14 protein-coding genes are annotated in these 14981 nt (G+C 71.0%); 9 read left to right on the top strand and 5 right to left on the bottom strand.

The genetic code is table 11. The annotated features are described in order from the left end of the window. Window positions 1–63: 63 nt before the first annotated feature. Window positions 64–1098 carry a LacI family DNA-binding transcriptional regulator gene (locus tag ACIPKM_RS05380; RefSeq protein ID WP_402736325.1) on the top strand — a complete coding sequence of 345 codons (1035 nt, stop codon included), beginning with the start codon at window positions 64–66 and terminating at the stop codon, window positions 1096–1098. A 42-nt stretch (window positions 1099–1140) separates the two neighbouring features. On the opposite strand, the gene ACIPKM_RS05375 is transcribed toward ACIPKM_RS05380, so the two are convergent. Next, complete coding sequence (locus ACIPKM_RS05375; protein ID WP_261645700.1) at window positions 1141–2130, bottom strand: AraC family transcriptional regulator; 990 nt, start codon at window positions 2128–2130, stop codon at window positions 1141–1143. Window positions 2131–2249: 119 nt separating this feature from the next. On the opposite strand from ACIPKM_RS05375, the gene ACIPKM_RS05370 reads away from it, so the two are divergent. Together ACIPKM_RS05370 and ACIPKM_RS05365 are read left to right on the top strand one after the other, a co-directional pair. Further along, complete coding sequence (locus ACIPKM_RS05370) at window positions 2250–2696, top strand: MarR family winged helix-turn-helix transcriptional regulator (RefSeq protein ID WP_070416822.1); 447 nt, start codon at window positions 2250–2252, stop codon at window positions 2694–2696. 160 nt (window positions 2697–2856) lie between these two features. Next, a complete protein-coding gene (locus ACIPKM_RS05365; protein WP_156794753.1) occupies window positions 2857–3012 on the top strand; it encodes a hypothetical protein in 156 nt (51 codons plus the stop codon). 72 nt (window positions 3013–3084) lie between these two features. Here the strand turns inward: ACIPKM_RS05365 and ACIPKM_RS05360 are convergent, their stop codons facing one another. From ACIPKM_RS05360 to ACIPKM_RS05345, 4 genes are all read right to left on the bottom strand, one after another. Further along, window positions 3085–3933 carry a carbohydrate ABC transporter permease gene (locus ACIPKM_RS05360; protein WP_083295042.1) on the bottom strand — a complete coding sequence of 283 codons (849 nt, stop codon included), beginning with the start codon at window positions 3931–3933 and terminating at the stop codon, window positions 3085–3087. Further along, the gene (locus ACIPKM_RS05355; RefSeq protein WP_175495965.1) at window positions 3933–4904 is read right to left on the bottom strand and encodes a carbohydrate ABC transporter permease; all 972 of its coding nucleotides are present in this window, start codon (window positions 4902–4904) and stop codon (window positions 3933–3935) included. The genes ACIPKM_RS05360 and ACIPKM_RS05355 overlap by 1 nt, the downstream gene beginning before the upstream one ends. Next, window positions 4901–6220 (bottom strand): ABC transporter substrate-binding protein, encoded by a 1320-nt coding sequence (locus tag ACIPKM_RS05350; protein WP_071303120.1) that lies wholly within the window; start codon window positions 6218–6220, stop codon window positions 4901–4903. Before ACIPKM_RS05350 ends, ACIPKM_RS05355 begins: the two co-directional genes overlap by 4 nt. Window positions 6221–6479: 259 nt before the next feature. Then, a complete protein-coding gene (locus tag ACIPKM_RS05345; RefSeq protein ID WP_402736324.1) occupies window positions 6480–7496 on the bottom strand; it encodes a LacI family DNA-binding transcriptional regulator in 1017 nt (338 codons plus the stop codon). A 155-nt stretch (window positions 7497–7651) separates the two neighbouring features. Between ACIPKM_RS05345 and ACIPKM_RS05340 the strand changes: the two genes are divergently transcribed. The 6 genes from ACIPKM_RS05340 (at window position 7652) to ACIPKM_RS05315 (ending at window position 14764) form a co-directional block, all read left to right on the top strand. Then, the gene (locus ACIPKM_RS05340; protein WP_402736323.1) at window positions 7652–8884 is read left to right on the top strand and encodes an extracellular solute-binding protein; all 1233 of its coding nucleotides are present in this window, start codon (window positions 7652–7654) and stop codon (window positions 8882–8884) included. Between the two features lie 62 nt (window positions 8885–8946). Continuing rightward, window positions 8947–9897 (top strand): carbohydrate ABC transporter permease, encoded by a 951-nt coding sequence (locus ACIPKM_RS05335; protein WP_374115124.1) that lies wholly within the window; start codon window positions 8947–8949, stop codon window positions 9895–9897. Beyond that, window positions 9894–10784 (top strand): carbohydrate ABC transporter permease, encoded by an 891-nt coding sequence (locus ACIPKM_RS05330; protein ID WP_402736322.1) that lies wholly within the window; start codon window positions 9894–9896, stop codon window positions 10782–10784. The genes ACIPKM_RS05335 and ACIPKM_RS05330 overlap by 4 nt, the downstream gene beginning before the upstream one ends. 58 nt (window positions 10785–10842) lie before the next feature. Next, complete coding sequence (locus ACIPKM_RS05325; RefSeq protein ID WP_070416827.1) at window positions 10843–11643, top strand: ThuA domain-containing protein; 801 nt, start codon at window positions 10843–10845, stop codon at window positions 11641–11643. After that, entirely contained in the window at window positions 11640–12752 is a 1113-nt protein-coding gene (locus ACIPKM_RS05320; protein WP_229086956.1) for a Gfo/Idh/MocA family protein, read from the top strand. Before ACIPKM_RS05325 ends, ACIPKM_RS05320 begins: the two co-directional genes overlap by 4 nt. A 161-nt stretch (window positions 12753–12913) precedes the next feature. Then, window positions 12914–14764: a hypothetical protein gene (locus ACIPKM_RS05315; protein ID WP_402736321.1), complete on the top strand. Its 1851-nt coding sequence runs from the start codon at window positions 12914–12916 to the stop codon at window positions 14762–14764. Window positions 14765–14981: the final 217 nt, after the last annotated feature.

Below are 14981 nucleotides of genomic sequence, written 5' to 3'. Positions count from 1 at the left end.
CAATCGATATCGATAACGTTTTCTTTACCAATTCGAGCGTCAGCTCAGCGGTACGGTGTGCACATGGACACGGCTCTCGGCATGCGTCCCGGAGCCGGCCGGGTCACCATCGCGGACGTCGCACGCGCCGCCGGAGTGTCGATCCCCACGGTGTCGAAGGTGATCAACCAACGCGACGGCGTCGCCCCCGCGACGATCCTGCGCGTGCAGGAGGTCGTCGAGCAGCTCGGCTACGAGACCTCGCTCGTCGCACGCAGCCTCCGCAGCTCGCGGACGAACGTCATCGGCATCCTCGTCACCGAGTTCGAGCCGTTCTCGACCGAGCTCCTGCGCGGGGTGTCCGGTGCCACGACCGGAACCGGGTACGAACTGCTCGCCTACGCCGGGCTCGTGACCGGTGCCGAGCAGAAGGGGTGGGAACGCCGGTCGCTCTCGCGGTTGTCCGGCACGCTCATCGACGGCGCGATCGTGGTGACCCCGAGCACGGCGCTCTCGAGTTCGTCGATCCCGGTCGTGGCGATCGACCCGCACACCGGCCCCGAGGGGCACGCCACCGTCGACTCCGACAACGAGGCCGGGGCCGTCCAGGCCGTCGAGCACCTCGTCGCGCTCGGGCACACCCGGATCGCGCACCTCCGGGGTCGTCCGGACCTGGCGTCGGCACAGCTGCGCGAGGCCGGATACCGACGCGCACTGGCGGCAGCGGGCCTGTCGGTGGACGAGTCACTGGTCCGCGACGGCGGCTACCAGGAGGACCGCTCGGCCGAGGTCGCCCGCGACCTGCTCGCCGGACCGGAACGTCCGACCGCGGTGTTCGCGGCGAACGACTCGTCGGCGGTGGGTGTGCTCCGCGCCGCAGCCGAACTCGGACTCCACGTGCCCGGGGACCTGTCGGTGGTCGGGTTCGACGACGTGCCCCAGGCCGCGACCACCACGCCGCCGCTGACCACCGTCGCACAGCCCCTCGTCGAGCTCGGCTCGCGGGCGGTCGAGATGCTCCTCACGATGCTGCGCGGCGAGCCGACGTCGGACCACGTCCGGCTGCCGACGACCCTGCGCGTGCGCCGGAGCACCGGACCGGCGCCCGCGGACCGCTGACACCGCGCGGCGGACCCCACCGTCAGCGCCCCACCGCGACCGTCAGCGCCGCAGCGTCTGCTTCGGGTACTCCCCGAACCGCTCCGCGTACGCCGCCGAGAACCGCCCGAGGTGCGCGAACCCCCACCGGCGCGCGACGTCCCCGACCGCCCCGGCGAGCGGATCGGCGTCGAGCAGCTCGGCGCGCACCCGGTCGAGGCGCACCTGCCGCAGGTACGTCAGCGGGGACACGTCGAACACCCGACGGAACGACTCCTGCACCGAGCGCACGCTCAACCCCGACGCCGCCGACAGGTCGCCGATCGTGACGGGCTCCGCGGCGTGGTCGTGGACGTACTCGACCGCCGCACGGAGACGGGCGTTGCGCGGTTGCCCGAGCACCCCGGGCAGGTCGTCGAGCTTCGGCGGGAACATGTCGAGGAAGACCTCGGCGGCGGTGACCTTGGCGGTCTGCCAGGCGACGGAGTCCGTGCCGCCGACGCGCAGCGACCGTGCGAGCGCCGTCAACGCCCCCTGCCAGCGCCGCGCCGTCTCGGACCCCGGCACGTGCCGGTCGTCGAAGCGCAGCGCGTGGTCGCCGACGTCGGTGCGCGTCACGGCGACCCGGCGGACGAACGCTCGGTCGAGGTGCACGACCCGCTGGTCGTAGTCCGCGGTGCGGAAGGCGTAGTCGTGGTCCGGCGGGAAGAGTGCCGGGGCGTCGAGCGGCAGGGCGTACCGCTCCCCCAGCCGTTCGATCTCGGCGGTGCCGGAGCTGATCCACGTCACGACGTAGTCGCCACCGGCCGGCACCACCCCGGAGAGGGCGCCGCGCAACTGCGACCGGCGGATGGTCACCTCGGCGTCGCCGATCGCCGTGTACCGGTAGTCGAACGGCGCGTCGGTCAGCCGCGCGGCCCACTGCGTGCCGCCGTAGACCGCACCGAGGTCCCGCACGGCGTCGTCCGGATGGCCGCCGGACACCTCGAACCGGACCGTCGCCGGCGTCGTGGTCTGTCCCTCGGCGAAGTCGTCGGTCAGTGGGTCGGCCATGCGCACCCCCACGGCTCGGATGTCCAGATCCCGCGGTCCCCCTCGTTATCTGGATACGCTGTCCCGGTGAGCGCGGCGTATCGTTGCGCGGAACCGATGCGCACCGAAGGGGCGACCGCGTGAGTGAGATCGACCTGACGGCCGCCATCACCCGGCTCGAAGCCGCGATGGGAGCGCTGCGGGGACGACTCCGCGAGCGGATGGACGTCTCCGGCTCGGACCTGACGGTGCTGCAGTTCGTCGCCCGCGCCGAGGCCGCCGAACGCAAGGTGCGGGTCAAGGACCTCGCGTCGCACCTCGGCCTGAGCGGCCCGGCCGTCACCGGCACCGTCGACCGACTGGAGCGTGCCGGGCACCTGTGCCGCGTGCCGAACCCGGACGACGGGCGGAGTCGTTACATCGAGCTGACCCCCGAGACCGAGCGTGCCTACGCGACGGCGATGGACAGCACGAACGAGCATCTGCACGAGCTGTTGTCCTCCTTCACGGAACGGGAGCGGGCGAAGTACGTCCGGGTCATCGACCGGGTCATCGAGGCGCTCGAGTTCGGCGCCCCGTCCCCTTGACGGCAGAGTACGGGCGCGGGCGGACGCACCTCGAACGTTTGTCCACCAAGCGCAGTTAGGTAACTTCCCTACCTATCTTGCCGGACGGACGGGCCACGCACCCGTACCGTCACGATCGGATGCCCCCGATCGGGGGTACGACCACGAGCGGGGAGGAACCATGGGCAAGTACGAATCCCAGCAGGGCGTCGACCCGGTGCGCATCGAGACGTTCCGTCGGATGCGCAAGCGGTGGAAGTACGGCGAGCTGCAGGACGGTGCCGGCCTCTACGAGGACTTCTTCACGGACACCGCCCGCGACCCGCGTCGCCGCTGACGACGGGTCGCGATCGGACGGGAGGCGCGTGGCGGGTCCGCCACGCGCCTCCCGTCCCGTTCCGGGCCCGGCTCAGCCCTTCACCGCGCCCGACGTCAGGCCGGACACGATCGACCGGCGGAACACCAGCACGAGGATGACGATCGGCACCGTCGCCGCCACGCTCGCCGCGAAGATCTGGGCGAACGGCACGGTGAACTGTGTCCCGAACAGGGCGATCCCGACCGGGATCGTCCGGAACGAGTTCTCGCTGTTGAACGTCAGCGCCATCAGGAACTCGCTCCACGACGCCGTGAACGTGAACACCCCGACCGTGAAGAGCCCGGGCTTCGCCATCGGCAGGATCACGGAGAGCACCGTGCGCCAGGCTCCGGCACCGTCGATCTCGGAGGCCTCCTCGATCGTCGAGGGGATCCCGACGAGGTAGTTCCGCATGATCCAGATCGCGAAGGGCAGGTTGAACGCCACGTACGGCACGATCAGCCCCGGGTAGGAGTTGAGCAGCCCGAGGTTCCGCTCGAGCAGGTACAGCGGGGTCAGCACGGCGATCGCCGGGAACACCGAGAGCATGAGCAACGAGGTCATGATCGCCGTCCGCCCGCGGATCCACCGCCCGGCGAGCGCGTAGCCGGCGAGGAACGACAGCGCGAGCACGATCACCGTCGTCGACACCGACACGATGACGCTGTTCACCATGTACTGACCGAGCGCGTTGTCGCGGAAGGCCACCACGAAGTTGTCGAGGGTGAACGACTGCGGGAAGGCGGTGGGCGGCGACTGCCCGATCTCGGACGCCGGCTTGAGCGACGTCGACACGAGCCAGTACAGCGGCAGCGCGGTGAGCACCGCGATGACGACACCACTGACGTTGACGGTGTTGACCCACTTCCGCCAGCCCTTGCGGACGCGTTGACGGGGCATCAGGCATCCCCTCCCTTCGCCTGGTTCCGGAACGCCCGGAGGAACAGCAGACACCCCGCCGCGACGATGATCGCCGTCGACGTCGCGATCGCCGCACCGGGGCCGATGTTGATGTCCTGGAAGAGCACCTTGTAGCCCATGATCGCGAGCGACTGGGTGGCGGTGCCCGGACCGCCGTTCGTCAGCACGAACGGCAGGTCGAACACGCCGAACGCCTGCAGGATGCGGAACAGCACCGCGATCGTCAGGGTCGGCGTGAGCTGCGGGAGCACCACCCGCCAGAACGTCTGCCAGGTGCTCGCGCCGTCGAGCTCGGCCGCCTCGTAGTGGTCCTCGGAGATCTGCACGAGCCCCGCGAGCAGGATGATCGCCACGAACGGCGTCGTCTTCCAGATGTCCGCGACCATCAGCCCGGTGATCGCGGGCACCGGTTCGCCGAGGATCACCGGGGCCTCGCCGAAGAGCCCGAAGAACCAGGTCGCGACACCGTACGTCGAGTCGTAGATGTACTTCCAGAGCTGCGCGTTCACGATCGTGACGAGCGACCACGGGATGAGCATCAGCGCCAGCATCCAGCCCCGGGTCGCCCCGAGCCGCTCGAGCACGAGGGCCACGAGCATGCCGAGCACGAGCTCGACGAACACCGTCACGACCGTGTACAGCACGGTGAACCCGAGCGCCCGGTACCAGTCCGCGCTCTGCAGCAGGGCCGCGTAGTTGCCGAGGCCGAACGACCGGATCGTGAACCCCTCGTAGCCGACCTCGACGTCCGCGAAGCTCAGGACGATCGAGTAGACCACCGGGAAGATCGTCACCGCTGCGACGACGAGGAGCGCCGGGGCCGCGAAGCCCCACGCGCCCCGCGCACGGATGCGGTCGAGACGCGACCGCCCGCTGAGGCGGGGCGGCGGGTCGAGGCGACCCGCGCCTCCTGGACGGGTCGACGACCGCGTCACGGTGCCGGCGCTCACAGTGCCTCACCCTTCAGGGCCAGCGCGATGGCCGACGCCATCGTGCTCGTGCCGCCGTCGACGGACGCCTGGCCGCCGAGGATGCTGTTGCCGTTCTGGTAGACGCCCTGCGAGACCTTCGGGTAGTAGGCCGTCGACGTCGGACGGGGCACGAGCGTGATGCCCGCGGCGGTGTCGTACGTCGGTCGCTGCTGGCGCTTCGCGTCCTGGCTCGTGAGCGACTCGCTCCGGGCCGGCAGGACCCCGCCCTCGCGGGTGAGGAACTGCTGCGCCGTCTCGCTCGACATCCAGCTCGCGAACGTCAGCGCTGCTGCCGGCTGCTGCGTGTGCGGGTTGATGTAGTTGCCCCACCCGCCGATGGTCGAGTGGTGCTCGTCCTGCCCGTCGAAGGTCGGCCGCGCCGCGAGTCCGACCTTGCCGGCGACCTGGCTGTCCGGCCCGTTCGCGATGCCCCACGCGTACGACCAGTTGCGGAGGAACGCCGCTCGGCCGCCCGAGAACGCGTCGTTCGTGTCCTGCTCCTGGTACGTCAGGGTGGCGCGTGGGCTGGCGCCGTCGGTGATGAGGGAGCGCATGAACTCGAACGCGCGCTTCGTCTCCGAGCTCGTGGTCTCGGGTCTCGTCAGGTCGTCGTTGAGCAGCGAGCCGCCGGCGTCCGCGACGAACTCGGTGACGTTGCAGGTGAGTCCCTCGTACACGTCGCCCTGGAACGCGAACCCGTAGCTGACGTCGCCGGTGTCGACGAGCTTCGCCGCGGTCTCGCGCACTTCCTCCCACGACCTCGGGACCTGCAGGGAGTGCTTGGCGAGCAGGTCCTTCCGGTACAGGAAGAACGACTCGTCGATGTAGAGCGGGAACATGTAGTACGTGCCGTCGACGCTCGCGGCCTGCCGGAGCCCCTCGGGGAACTGGTCGAAGAAGTCCGCGCCGACGAGCTCGTTCACCGGGGTCGCGAGCTTGTTCTTCGCGAACTGCCCGGGCCACGCGACGTCCCCGAGGTAGACGTCCGGGGTGCTGCTGCCCGCGGCGATCTGGGTCGTCAGGCTGGTGCGGTTCGTGTCGGTGTCGCTCGGGGCGCTCACGATGCGCACCCGGATGTTCGGGTGCTCCTTCTGGAACTCGGCGATGAGCCGACGCCGCAGGTCGCCGCCGTCCTTCGAGGCCACCTGCCCCGCCCACCAGCTGATCGTGACGTCACCCTCGGGAGGGTCGGTCGGCCACTCCTGGACCGTGGTGCGCTCGGGTCGGGTGGAGCAGCCGGCGAGCAGCAGCACCCCCGCTCCCCCGAGCAGGAACATCCTGCGGTCGATCGCCATCCCGTCCTCCTCGACGTCCCCTGGTGCGAACCTGTACGTCCACACAACCAACGCACCCTGGGTGCCCGGTGGGTGCGGTGGCGCGCGCGGGTCGGACGGGAGGCGCGGTGCGGGGCCGACCCGCGCCTCCCGTCCGTCGGGTGGGCGCGTCCGCGCGCGCCGACGCGACCCTTCGCGCTGGGCGACAGTTCACGGGTTCCGCCGCGCGTGAACTGTCGCCCAGCGCGAAACCCCACCCGCCGGGCGGCCGCCGCGCCGGTCAGTCGGGCGCGGGCGCCGTCGACTCGGCCGTGCGGAGGGTGCACGGCAGCAGGAAGTGCGGCAGCTCGTCGGACTTCCCGTCGAGCTGGTCGATGAGCGCGTCCGCCGCACGGGTCCCGAGTTCGCGCCCCGGAGCCACCATCGTCGACAGCCGCGGGTAGTGCTGGTCGGCGTTGGCCTCGGACGAGGCGATGCTGAGCACCGAGACGTCCTCCGGTACCCGGCGCCCGGCCGCGTACAGGCCGACGAGCAGCCCGGCGGAGGAGTCGTCCTTCATCACGAGCACGGCGGTCACGCCGGGGTCGAGCGCGAGCATCTCGCTCGCCGCGGCACGCCCGCCGTCGCTCCCCGGACCCGCGGTGACCACGGTGCCGCCGAGCCCACGCGCGGCCGTCACCTGCCGGAAGGTGGACTCGGCGCGGAGGTGCGGCGCGTAGCCGGCCATCGGCGTGCCCTCGAGGTCCTCGAGCACGAGCGCGAACCGCCGGTGCCCGAGGGACTGCAGGTGGTCGATGCTCGACTCGATCGTGGTCTCGAAGTCGATGTCGACGAACGGCAGACCACTGCTGTCCCGGGTGCGGCCGATGAGCGTGAACGGGACGTCGAGCGCGGTGAGGACGGCGACGCGGGGGTCGTCCATCCGCACCTCCATGAGGATCACACCGTCGACGAGCCCCCCGGAGACGAGGTCGTCGAGGTCGTCGCCGGCGGGGTCGACCGGCCAGAGCACGAGGTGGTAGCCGCGCTCGGACGCCCGCTCGGCAGCGCTCATGAAGAACTGCGAGGTGGTCGGGCTGAAGCGGTTGCCGGTGGTCGGGAACAGCAGCGCGATGATCCGGGTGCGGCGGCTCGCGAGCGCCCGGGCGACGACGTTGCCGCGGAACTTCAGCTCGCGCATCGCCGCCTGCACGCGGGCGGTCGTCGCGGGGGTGACGTACTTCGTGCCGTTCACGACGAAGGACACGGTGGCGATCGACACACCCGCCCGATCGGCGACCTGCTGCATCGTGGCCATGCCGCTCAGCCTACCGTCCGGGATGCGAAAAAAGCGCTTTACAGGTGAAGCGCTTTTCTGTTAGCTTCTCGCCCCAAGGAACACAGCGACGATGACGTCAGCGGATTCGTGGTTGCGCGCCTGCCCCCTGCATCCGTCAAGAGAAGAGCTCTGCAATGAAGCAAAGATTCCCCTCCACGTCGCGCCGGACCCGCGCCCTCGTCGGCGCGGTCGCCGTGCTCGCCACGATCCCCCTGGTCCTCACCGGGTGCTCCGGTTCCGGATCGGCCTCGTCCGGCGGGAGCAAGGCCCTGACGATCGAGGACTACTACGACGCGACCTACAACCCCGTGTACAAGCAGTGCGCGAAGGAGGTCGACGCGACGGTCACGATCAACCACGTCGCCGGTGCCGGTCTGATCTCGAAGGTGCTGCAGCAGGCATCCTCGCGGACCCTGCCCGACGTGCTCATGCTCGACAACCCCGACGTGCAGCAGATCGCCGCCTCCGGGGCACTCTCCGACCTCAGCGACTACGGCCTCAGCGCCGAGGGCGACGTCCCCGGCGTGAAGGCGGCGAGCACCTACAAGGGCAAGCTCTACGGCCTGCAGTCGAACACGAACTCCATCGCGCTCTACTACAACAAGAAGCTGCTGGCGGACGCCGGTGTGCAGCCGCCCAAGACCTGGGACGAGCTGAAGGCCGCCGCGAAGAAGCTCACCTCCGGGTCCACGTACGGCTTCGCGATGAGCAACATCAACACCTACGAGGGCACCTGGCAGTTCCTGCCGTTCTTCTGGTCGAACGGCGGTGACGAGAAGGACATCGCGACGCCCGAGGCCGCGCAGGCCCTGCAGCTCGTCGAGGACCTGCAGAACGACGGCTCGATGTCGAAGAGCTCGATCAACTGGGCCCAGGCCGACGTGAACAGCCAGTTCCTCGCTGGCAAGGCCGCGATGATGATCAACGGCCCGTGGCAGCTGCCCGCCCTGAACGCGAAGAAGGGCCTCGAGTTCGACAGCGTCCCGATCCCGACCCGCACCGGCTCGGAGACCGTCGCACCGCTCGGCGGCGAGGCGTTCACCGTCCCGCAGACCGGCGACAAGGACAAGATGCAGCTCGCCGCCAAGTTCGTCGGCTGCCTCCACTCGGAGAAGACGCAGAAGGCCCTCGCCGAGGTGAGCGGCAACGTGCCGACGAACCTCGAGGCCGGCGCCGCATGGGCGTCCGACCACCCGCAGGTGGCCTCGTTCGTCACGACCGTGAAGACCGCCCGGGCCCGCACCGGTGAGCTCGGACCGGACTGGCCCAAGGCCGCGACGAAGATCTACACCGCCGTCCAGCTCGCCCTGACGGGCAAGGCCGACCCCGAGGCAGCGCTCGAGCAGGCGCAGTCCCAGAGCCAGTAGTGCACGAGGGAGCCGGCCACCCGGCCGGCTCCCTCCCCACCCTCGGAAGGAGCGGTTCCGGCATGAGCGCCACGACACAGACCCGACCACGGACCCAGGCGTCCGTCCCACCACCACGACCCGGCCAGCGCCGCGCACGCATGCGGATCGGGATCACCCGATGGCTCTTCGTCATCCCGGCCGCACTCTTCGTGGCCGTGTTCTTCGGCTACCCGGTCGTGAAGAACATCATCATGTCCTTCCAGGACTACACGACCAAGACCTTCTTCACGGGCGAGGCCCCGTGGGTCGGGCTCGGCAACTACATCCAGGTGTTCCAGAGCTCGGTCTTCGCGACGAGCGTCGTGAACACCGCGCTGTTCACCGCCGGCTCGATCATCCTGCAGTTCGTGATCGGCCTCGCCCTCGCACTGTTCTTCCGGCGGCACTTCCCGCTGTCGGGGTTCCTGCGCGGACTCCTCCTCCTGCCGTGGCTGCTCCCGCTGATCGCGTCCAGCGCGGTCTGGAAGTGGCTCCTCGACCAGGACAGCGGCGCGCTCAACCAGCTCCTCGGCGTGGTCGGCATCGCCCCGGTGCCGTGGCTGGTCAGCCCGAGCCTCGCCCTCATCGCCGTCATCGGCGTGAACGTCTGGCTCGGCATCCCCTTCAACACGACGATCCTCTACAGCGGGCTGCAGTCCGTGCCGCCGGAGCTGTACGAGGCCGGCGCGCTCGACGGCGCCACGGGCTTCAAGGCGTTCTGGTACATCACCTGGCCGAGCATCCGGAGCGTGGTGAGCGTCGTGATCGTGCTCGGGGTCGTCTACACGCTGAAGGTCGTGGACATCATCCTCGGCCTCACCGGTGGCGGCCCGGCGAACTCCACGCAGACCCTGGCCACGAACGCCTACCACCAGTCCTTCATCAACTTCCAGTTCGGCATCGGAGCCGCCGTGAGCAACGTGCTCATCGTCGTCTCGTTCGTCTTCGCGATGGTCTACATCGCGATCTCCAGGAAGGCGGTCGACGAATGAGCGTCGGACTCGCGAACCAGACCGTCACCGCCACCCGGGCGATCACCACGAAGCGCAGTGCACGGGTCCCCGGACCGAAGCGCGGCGTCAAGGGCATCCCGCTCACGATCCTCGGCTGCGTGTTCCTCGCGATCATGGTGTTCCCCGTCTACTGGATGGTGAACACGAGCCTGCAGGCCACGTCCGGGGCCGCCACCGCGACCTGGTTCCCGTTCTCCCCCACCTTCCGCGGGTACGAGACGGCGTTCGCCCAGCAGGGGCAGAACTTCCTGTCGAGCATGATCATCGGCCTCGGCACCGTCGTGCTGACCCTGGCGATCGCGACCCCGGCCGCCTACGGGCTGGCTCGGTTCAAGATGCGCGGCACCCGGGTGTTCCTGCTCGTGCTGCTCATCACGCAGATGATCCCGGCGATCGTCATCGCGAACGCGCTCTACACGCTGTTCAACAACGTCGGGCTGCTGAACAGCTACATCGGGCTGATCCTGGCCGACACTGCCGTCCAGGTGCCGTTCGCCGTGCTGCTCATGCGTGCGTTCATGGAGTCGATCCCGCCGAGCCTGGTCGAGGCCGCGCTCGTCGACGGGGCGAACGACTTCCGGGCGTTCGTCTCGATCGTCCTGCCCATCAGCCGGAACGCCATCGTCACGGCGGCGCTGTTCACGTTCCTCGGCGCCTGGGGTGACTTCCTCATCGCGCTCACCCTGACGTCGACGACCGCGGTCCGGCCGATCACGCTCGGCATCTACAACTACATCGGTTCGAACGTCACCGACTGGGGGCCCGTCATGGCGACGTCGGTCCTCGCGTCGCTGCCGGCGGCCGTGCTGCTCATCGTCGCCCAGCGGTACATCTCCGCCGGCGCACTCGGCGGCGCCGTCAAGTGACGGCAGCCCACGCCGGGCGGCCGGCGACGACCACGAACCCCAGCCAGAAAGGCACACCATGACCACCACCCCGCTGCGCATCACCGTCTGGGGCGAGAACGTCCACGAGCAGGTCGAGCAGCACGTCGCCGAGCGGTACCCCGACGGCATGCACGGCGCCATCGCCGACGGCATCCGCGAGAACCTGCCGGACGCCGTCGTCCGCACCGCCACGATGCAGGAGCCCGAGCACGGCCTCACCGACGAGGTCCTCGCCCAGACCGACGTCCTCACCTGGTGGGGCCACGCCGCGCACCAGGACGTGGACGACGCCGTCGTCGACCGCGTGCACAAGCACGTCCTGTCCGGCATGGGCCTCGTCGTGCTGCACTCCGGCCACTGGTCGAAGATCTTCGGGAAGCTGATGGGCACGACCTGCACGCTCCGGTGGCGCAGCGAGCACGACCAGGAGCTCGTCTGGACCGTGAACCCGCAGCACCCCATCACGCGCGGCGTCCCGAACCCGATCGTCATCCCCGAGCAGGAGATGTACGGCGAGTACTTCGACGTCCCGACCCCCGACGAGCTCGTGTTCATCTCGGGCTTCACCGGCGGCGAGGTGTTCCGGAGCGGCATGACCTACCGCCGCGGTCTCGGGAAGATCTTCTACTTCTCCCCCGGCGACCAGGACTTCCCCGTGTACCACCACAAGGACGTCCGACGCGTGATCGCGAACGCCACCGAGTGGGCGCGGCCGGAGCGTGAGCGGGAGATCCCGACGCTGCGCCGGTACGACCTCGGCGAGTACTTCGACGGCCAGCACTACCGCGGCCCGTTCGACGACGCACCGGTCGAGGAGCACGAAGGGGCACAGGCATGACCCTCCGCGTCGTGCAGGTCGGCGCCGGCGGCATGGGCCGCGCCTGGCTCGCCACCGTCGCGGCCGACCCGGACGTCGAGCTGGTCGGCATCGTCGACCTCGACCTCGACGCCGCCCGGGCCGGAGCCGCGGTCGCCGGCGACCCGACGATCCCCGTCGGCACCGACCTCACCGCCCTCGCCACCGAGACCGGTGCCGAGGCCGTCCTCGACATCACCGTCCCGGTCGCGCACCACCCCGTCACGCTCGAGGCCCTCCGCGCCGGACTCCCCGTCCTGGGCGAGAAGCCCGCGGCGCAGACGGTCGCCGAGGCACTGTCGCTCGCGGCCGCCGCCGAGGCCACCGGCAAGCTGTTCATGGTGTCGCAGTCCCGGCGGTACAACGACCACCTCGTCGCCTTCCGGCAGCACGTCCGTGGGCTCGGGGGCGTCGGCGGGCTGAGCACGCGCTTCGCCAAGGCCCCGCACTTCGGCGGCTTCCGCGAGGAGATGGACGACGTCCTCCTGCTCGACATGGCGATCCACGCGTTCGACTCCGCGCGCTACGTGCTCGAGCGGGACCCGGTGTCGGTGTACTGCGAGTCGTGGAACCCGTCGTGGTCCTGGTACCGGGGCGACGCCGCGGCCGCCGCGGTCTTCACGTTCGAGGACGACGTCCGCTACGTGTACGACGGCTCGTGGTGCGCACCGGGTGCCGAGACCTCGTGGAACGGCGACTGGCGCGCCTCCGGCCCCGCGGGCACGGCGCTGTGGGACGGCGACCACGACCCGTGGAGCGACCTCGACGGCACGCCGGGCGCACCGGACGCGGCCCCGAGCGTCGGCAACGAGATCGCCGGCGCACTCGCGTCCTTCGTCCGTGCGGTCCGCTCCGGCGAGCGCCCCGACGGCGAGGTGCACGGCAACGTGATGAGCCTCACGATGGTGGACGCCGCGATCGCGTCCGCCCGCACGGGGCGGCGCATCGTCATCGACGAGGTGCTCGAGCAGGCCCACGCCACGGCGCTCGAGGTCGAGCAGGACGAAGCCATCCGCGAGCGACTCGCGTCGTGGGGGTCGGTGCGCAGCGCGCTCGCGACGGGGTCGCCGGACACGGCCGCGCTCGGCTGAGCGACGCCGGCGGTCCAGGAGGCGCGGTGCGGGTCGGACCCGCACCGCGCCTCCCGTCTGCCATCCGTATGTATGCAAACACTTGCCATATCAGTTGGTCACTGGAAAGATCTTGCCGGTCAGTCGATCCCGACTGGCACGGATCAGCCCCAGGAGCCGCCTTGACCGACACCAACCCGCCCGCGCGGACACGCGCCCGCCTCCGCCGAGCCGCGACCATCGCCGCCGGCGGCGGCATCGTCGTGAGCACCCTCGTCATCGCCCCCGCGGCGATCGCCGACCCGGTCGACCACCTCCGGGCCGACACCTGGACCGTCGACGGCCAACGCGCGACGACCACCCTGCCCGGGGACCTCGCCGGCCTCGGCGACGTCGTCGCCGTCAACCAGGACCCCGCACAGGCCGTGTCGGTCGCCGGAGCAGGGTCGCTCGCGGCGACGGTCGGCTCGCTGCAGCTCCGGCCCACCGCCGCTGCCGTGGGTGCGGCTGCGAACTGCCTCTCCGGCGCTCCGGACCGCACGCCGGTCACGTGTGCGACGTACGGCAGCGACATCACGTTCCCGGCCCCGGTCGTCGACCCGGTGCTCCGACTCTCGGCGTCGGGCGGGGCGAACAGCTCCACCGCCGGCCGGTGCACGTTCGACTGGTACGACGTCGCCGTCTCCGGGATCGACGGCGCACCGACCGACGCCGCTCGGCTCAGCCTGCTGACCTCGCCGAACGGCTGGACGCTCGAGGGCGACACCATCACCCGGCCCGCACAGTCCGCCGCGTCCGCCTGCGACCCGCCGATCGGCGGCGCGATGTACCTGCAGGTGCACGGGGTCGTCCAGTCCCTGCACCTCGACAACGCGTTCCGGGCGATGGTGAACTACGGCGGTCCGACCAACGCGCTGTCGACCTTCCAGGGCGTCGCCGTGCAGGTCCTGCTGCCGACGACCGACCTCGTCGCCGAGGCGTCCGCCCCGGCGCTCCTGCCCGCGGCGGGGACCGCCGAGTGGACGTTCTCGGTGCGCAACGACGGCGCGAACGTCTCGCACGGGTACGTGCTGACGGCCGAACTCCCGGCCGGCGTCACGGACATCGTCGCGCCCGACGGGTGCACCGTCGCCGGGACCACGGTCACCTGCACGGTCGCACCTGCGGGTTCGACCCTCGCCCCCAGCGGCACCGTGCCGACGTTCGCGGCGCTGACCACGCCGAACGGCACCGCCGACGCCGTGCTCGCCGCCGGCGCATCGGCCCAGCCGATCGTGGTGCGCGCGACGACCCCGTCCGACCGCGACGCCGACCTCACCGCGACCGCGCTCGTCTCCGGAGCCGACCTGGACACGGCACCCGCGTCGAACTCCACCACGGTGACCTCCGCGGCGCAGCGCCCGTCGCTCGCGATGACGAAGCACGCCGATCGTGCGTCGGTGACCGGCGCCGGGCAGACCCTCGTCTACTCGTTCGACGTCGAGAACACCGGCGACGCGGCACTGTCCGGCCTCACGATCGACGAGGGCCGCTTCTCGGGCACGGGCCTGCTCGGACCCGTCCGGTGCGCGGCGACCGACCTGCGGCCGGCCGAGACCACCTCGTGCTCGGTCCGCTACACCGCCACGACCGAGGACGCGGCGACGCCCGCGATCACCAACGAGGCCACGGCGAGCGCCCTCCCCGCGGGTGAGCCGCAGCGGGTGTCGTCGGCGGCCTCGTCGGTGTCCGTGCCGGTGACCGTCGCCACCGTGCCGGGCGACGTGACCGGCGAAGCCGACGGCGGACAGTCGTCCGGCTCGGGCCGACCGGGTGACAGCAGCGCGACACCGGGTGTCGTCGTGGGGTCCACGGACGCCGCGCAGCCCGGTGCCGACCGCTCCCCGGACGCGGCGGACGGGCGCGACACCGGCTCGGACGTCGGCGCGCTCGCCTACACCGGCGCGGAGCTGCTGCCGCTCGCCGTCGGGAGCGCGCTCGTCCTCGTCGCGGGACTCGGCATCTGGACGGCGGCGCGTCGGCGACGCGCCTGATCCGGCCGCCGGGTCGCGCCGTGTGACGCGATCCGGTCCAGGAGGCGCGGTGCGGGTCTCGACGCCGCCGTCGCGTCGGGGGGGGGGGGGGGGGGGGCCCCCCCCCCCCCCCCCCGCGCGGGCCCCCCCCCCCCCCCCCCGCCCGGGGGGGGGGGGGGGGGCGCGCGGCGGCCGAAAAACAGGGCGCCAAAAAAAAGGGGGGCGGGCACCCCCCCCC

This window comes from Curtobacterium sp. NPDC086286, assembly GCF_044746255.1.
Lineage (GTDB): Bacteria > Actinomycetota > Actinomycetes > Actinomycetales > Microbacteriaceae > Curtobacterium.
The sequence above is the reverse complement of the archived record's forward strand: the minus strand, read 5'-3'. Positions and strand labels throughout refer to the sequence as shown.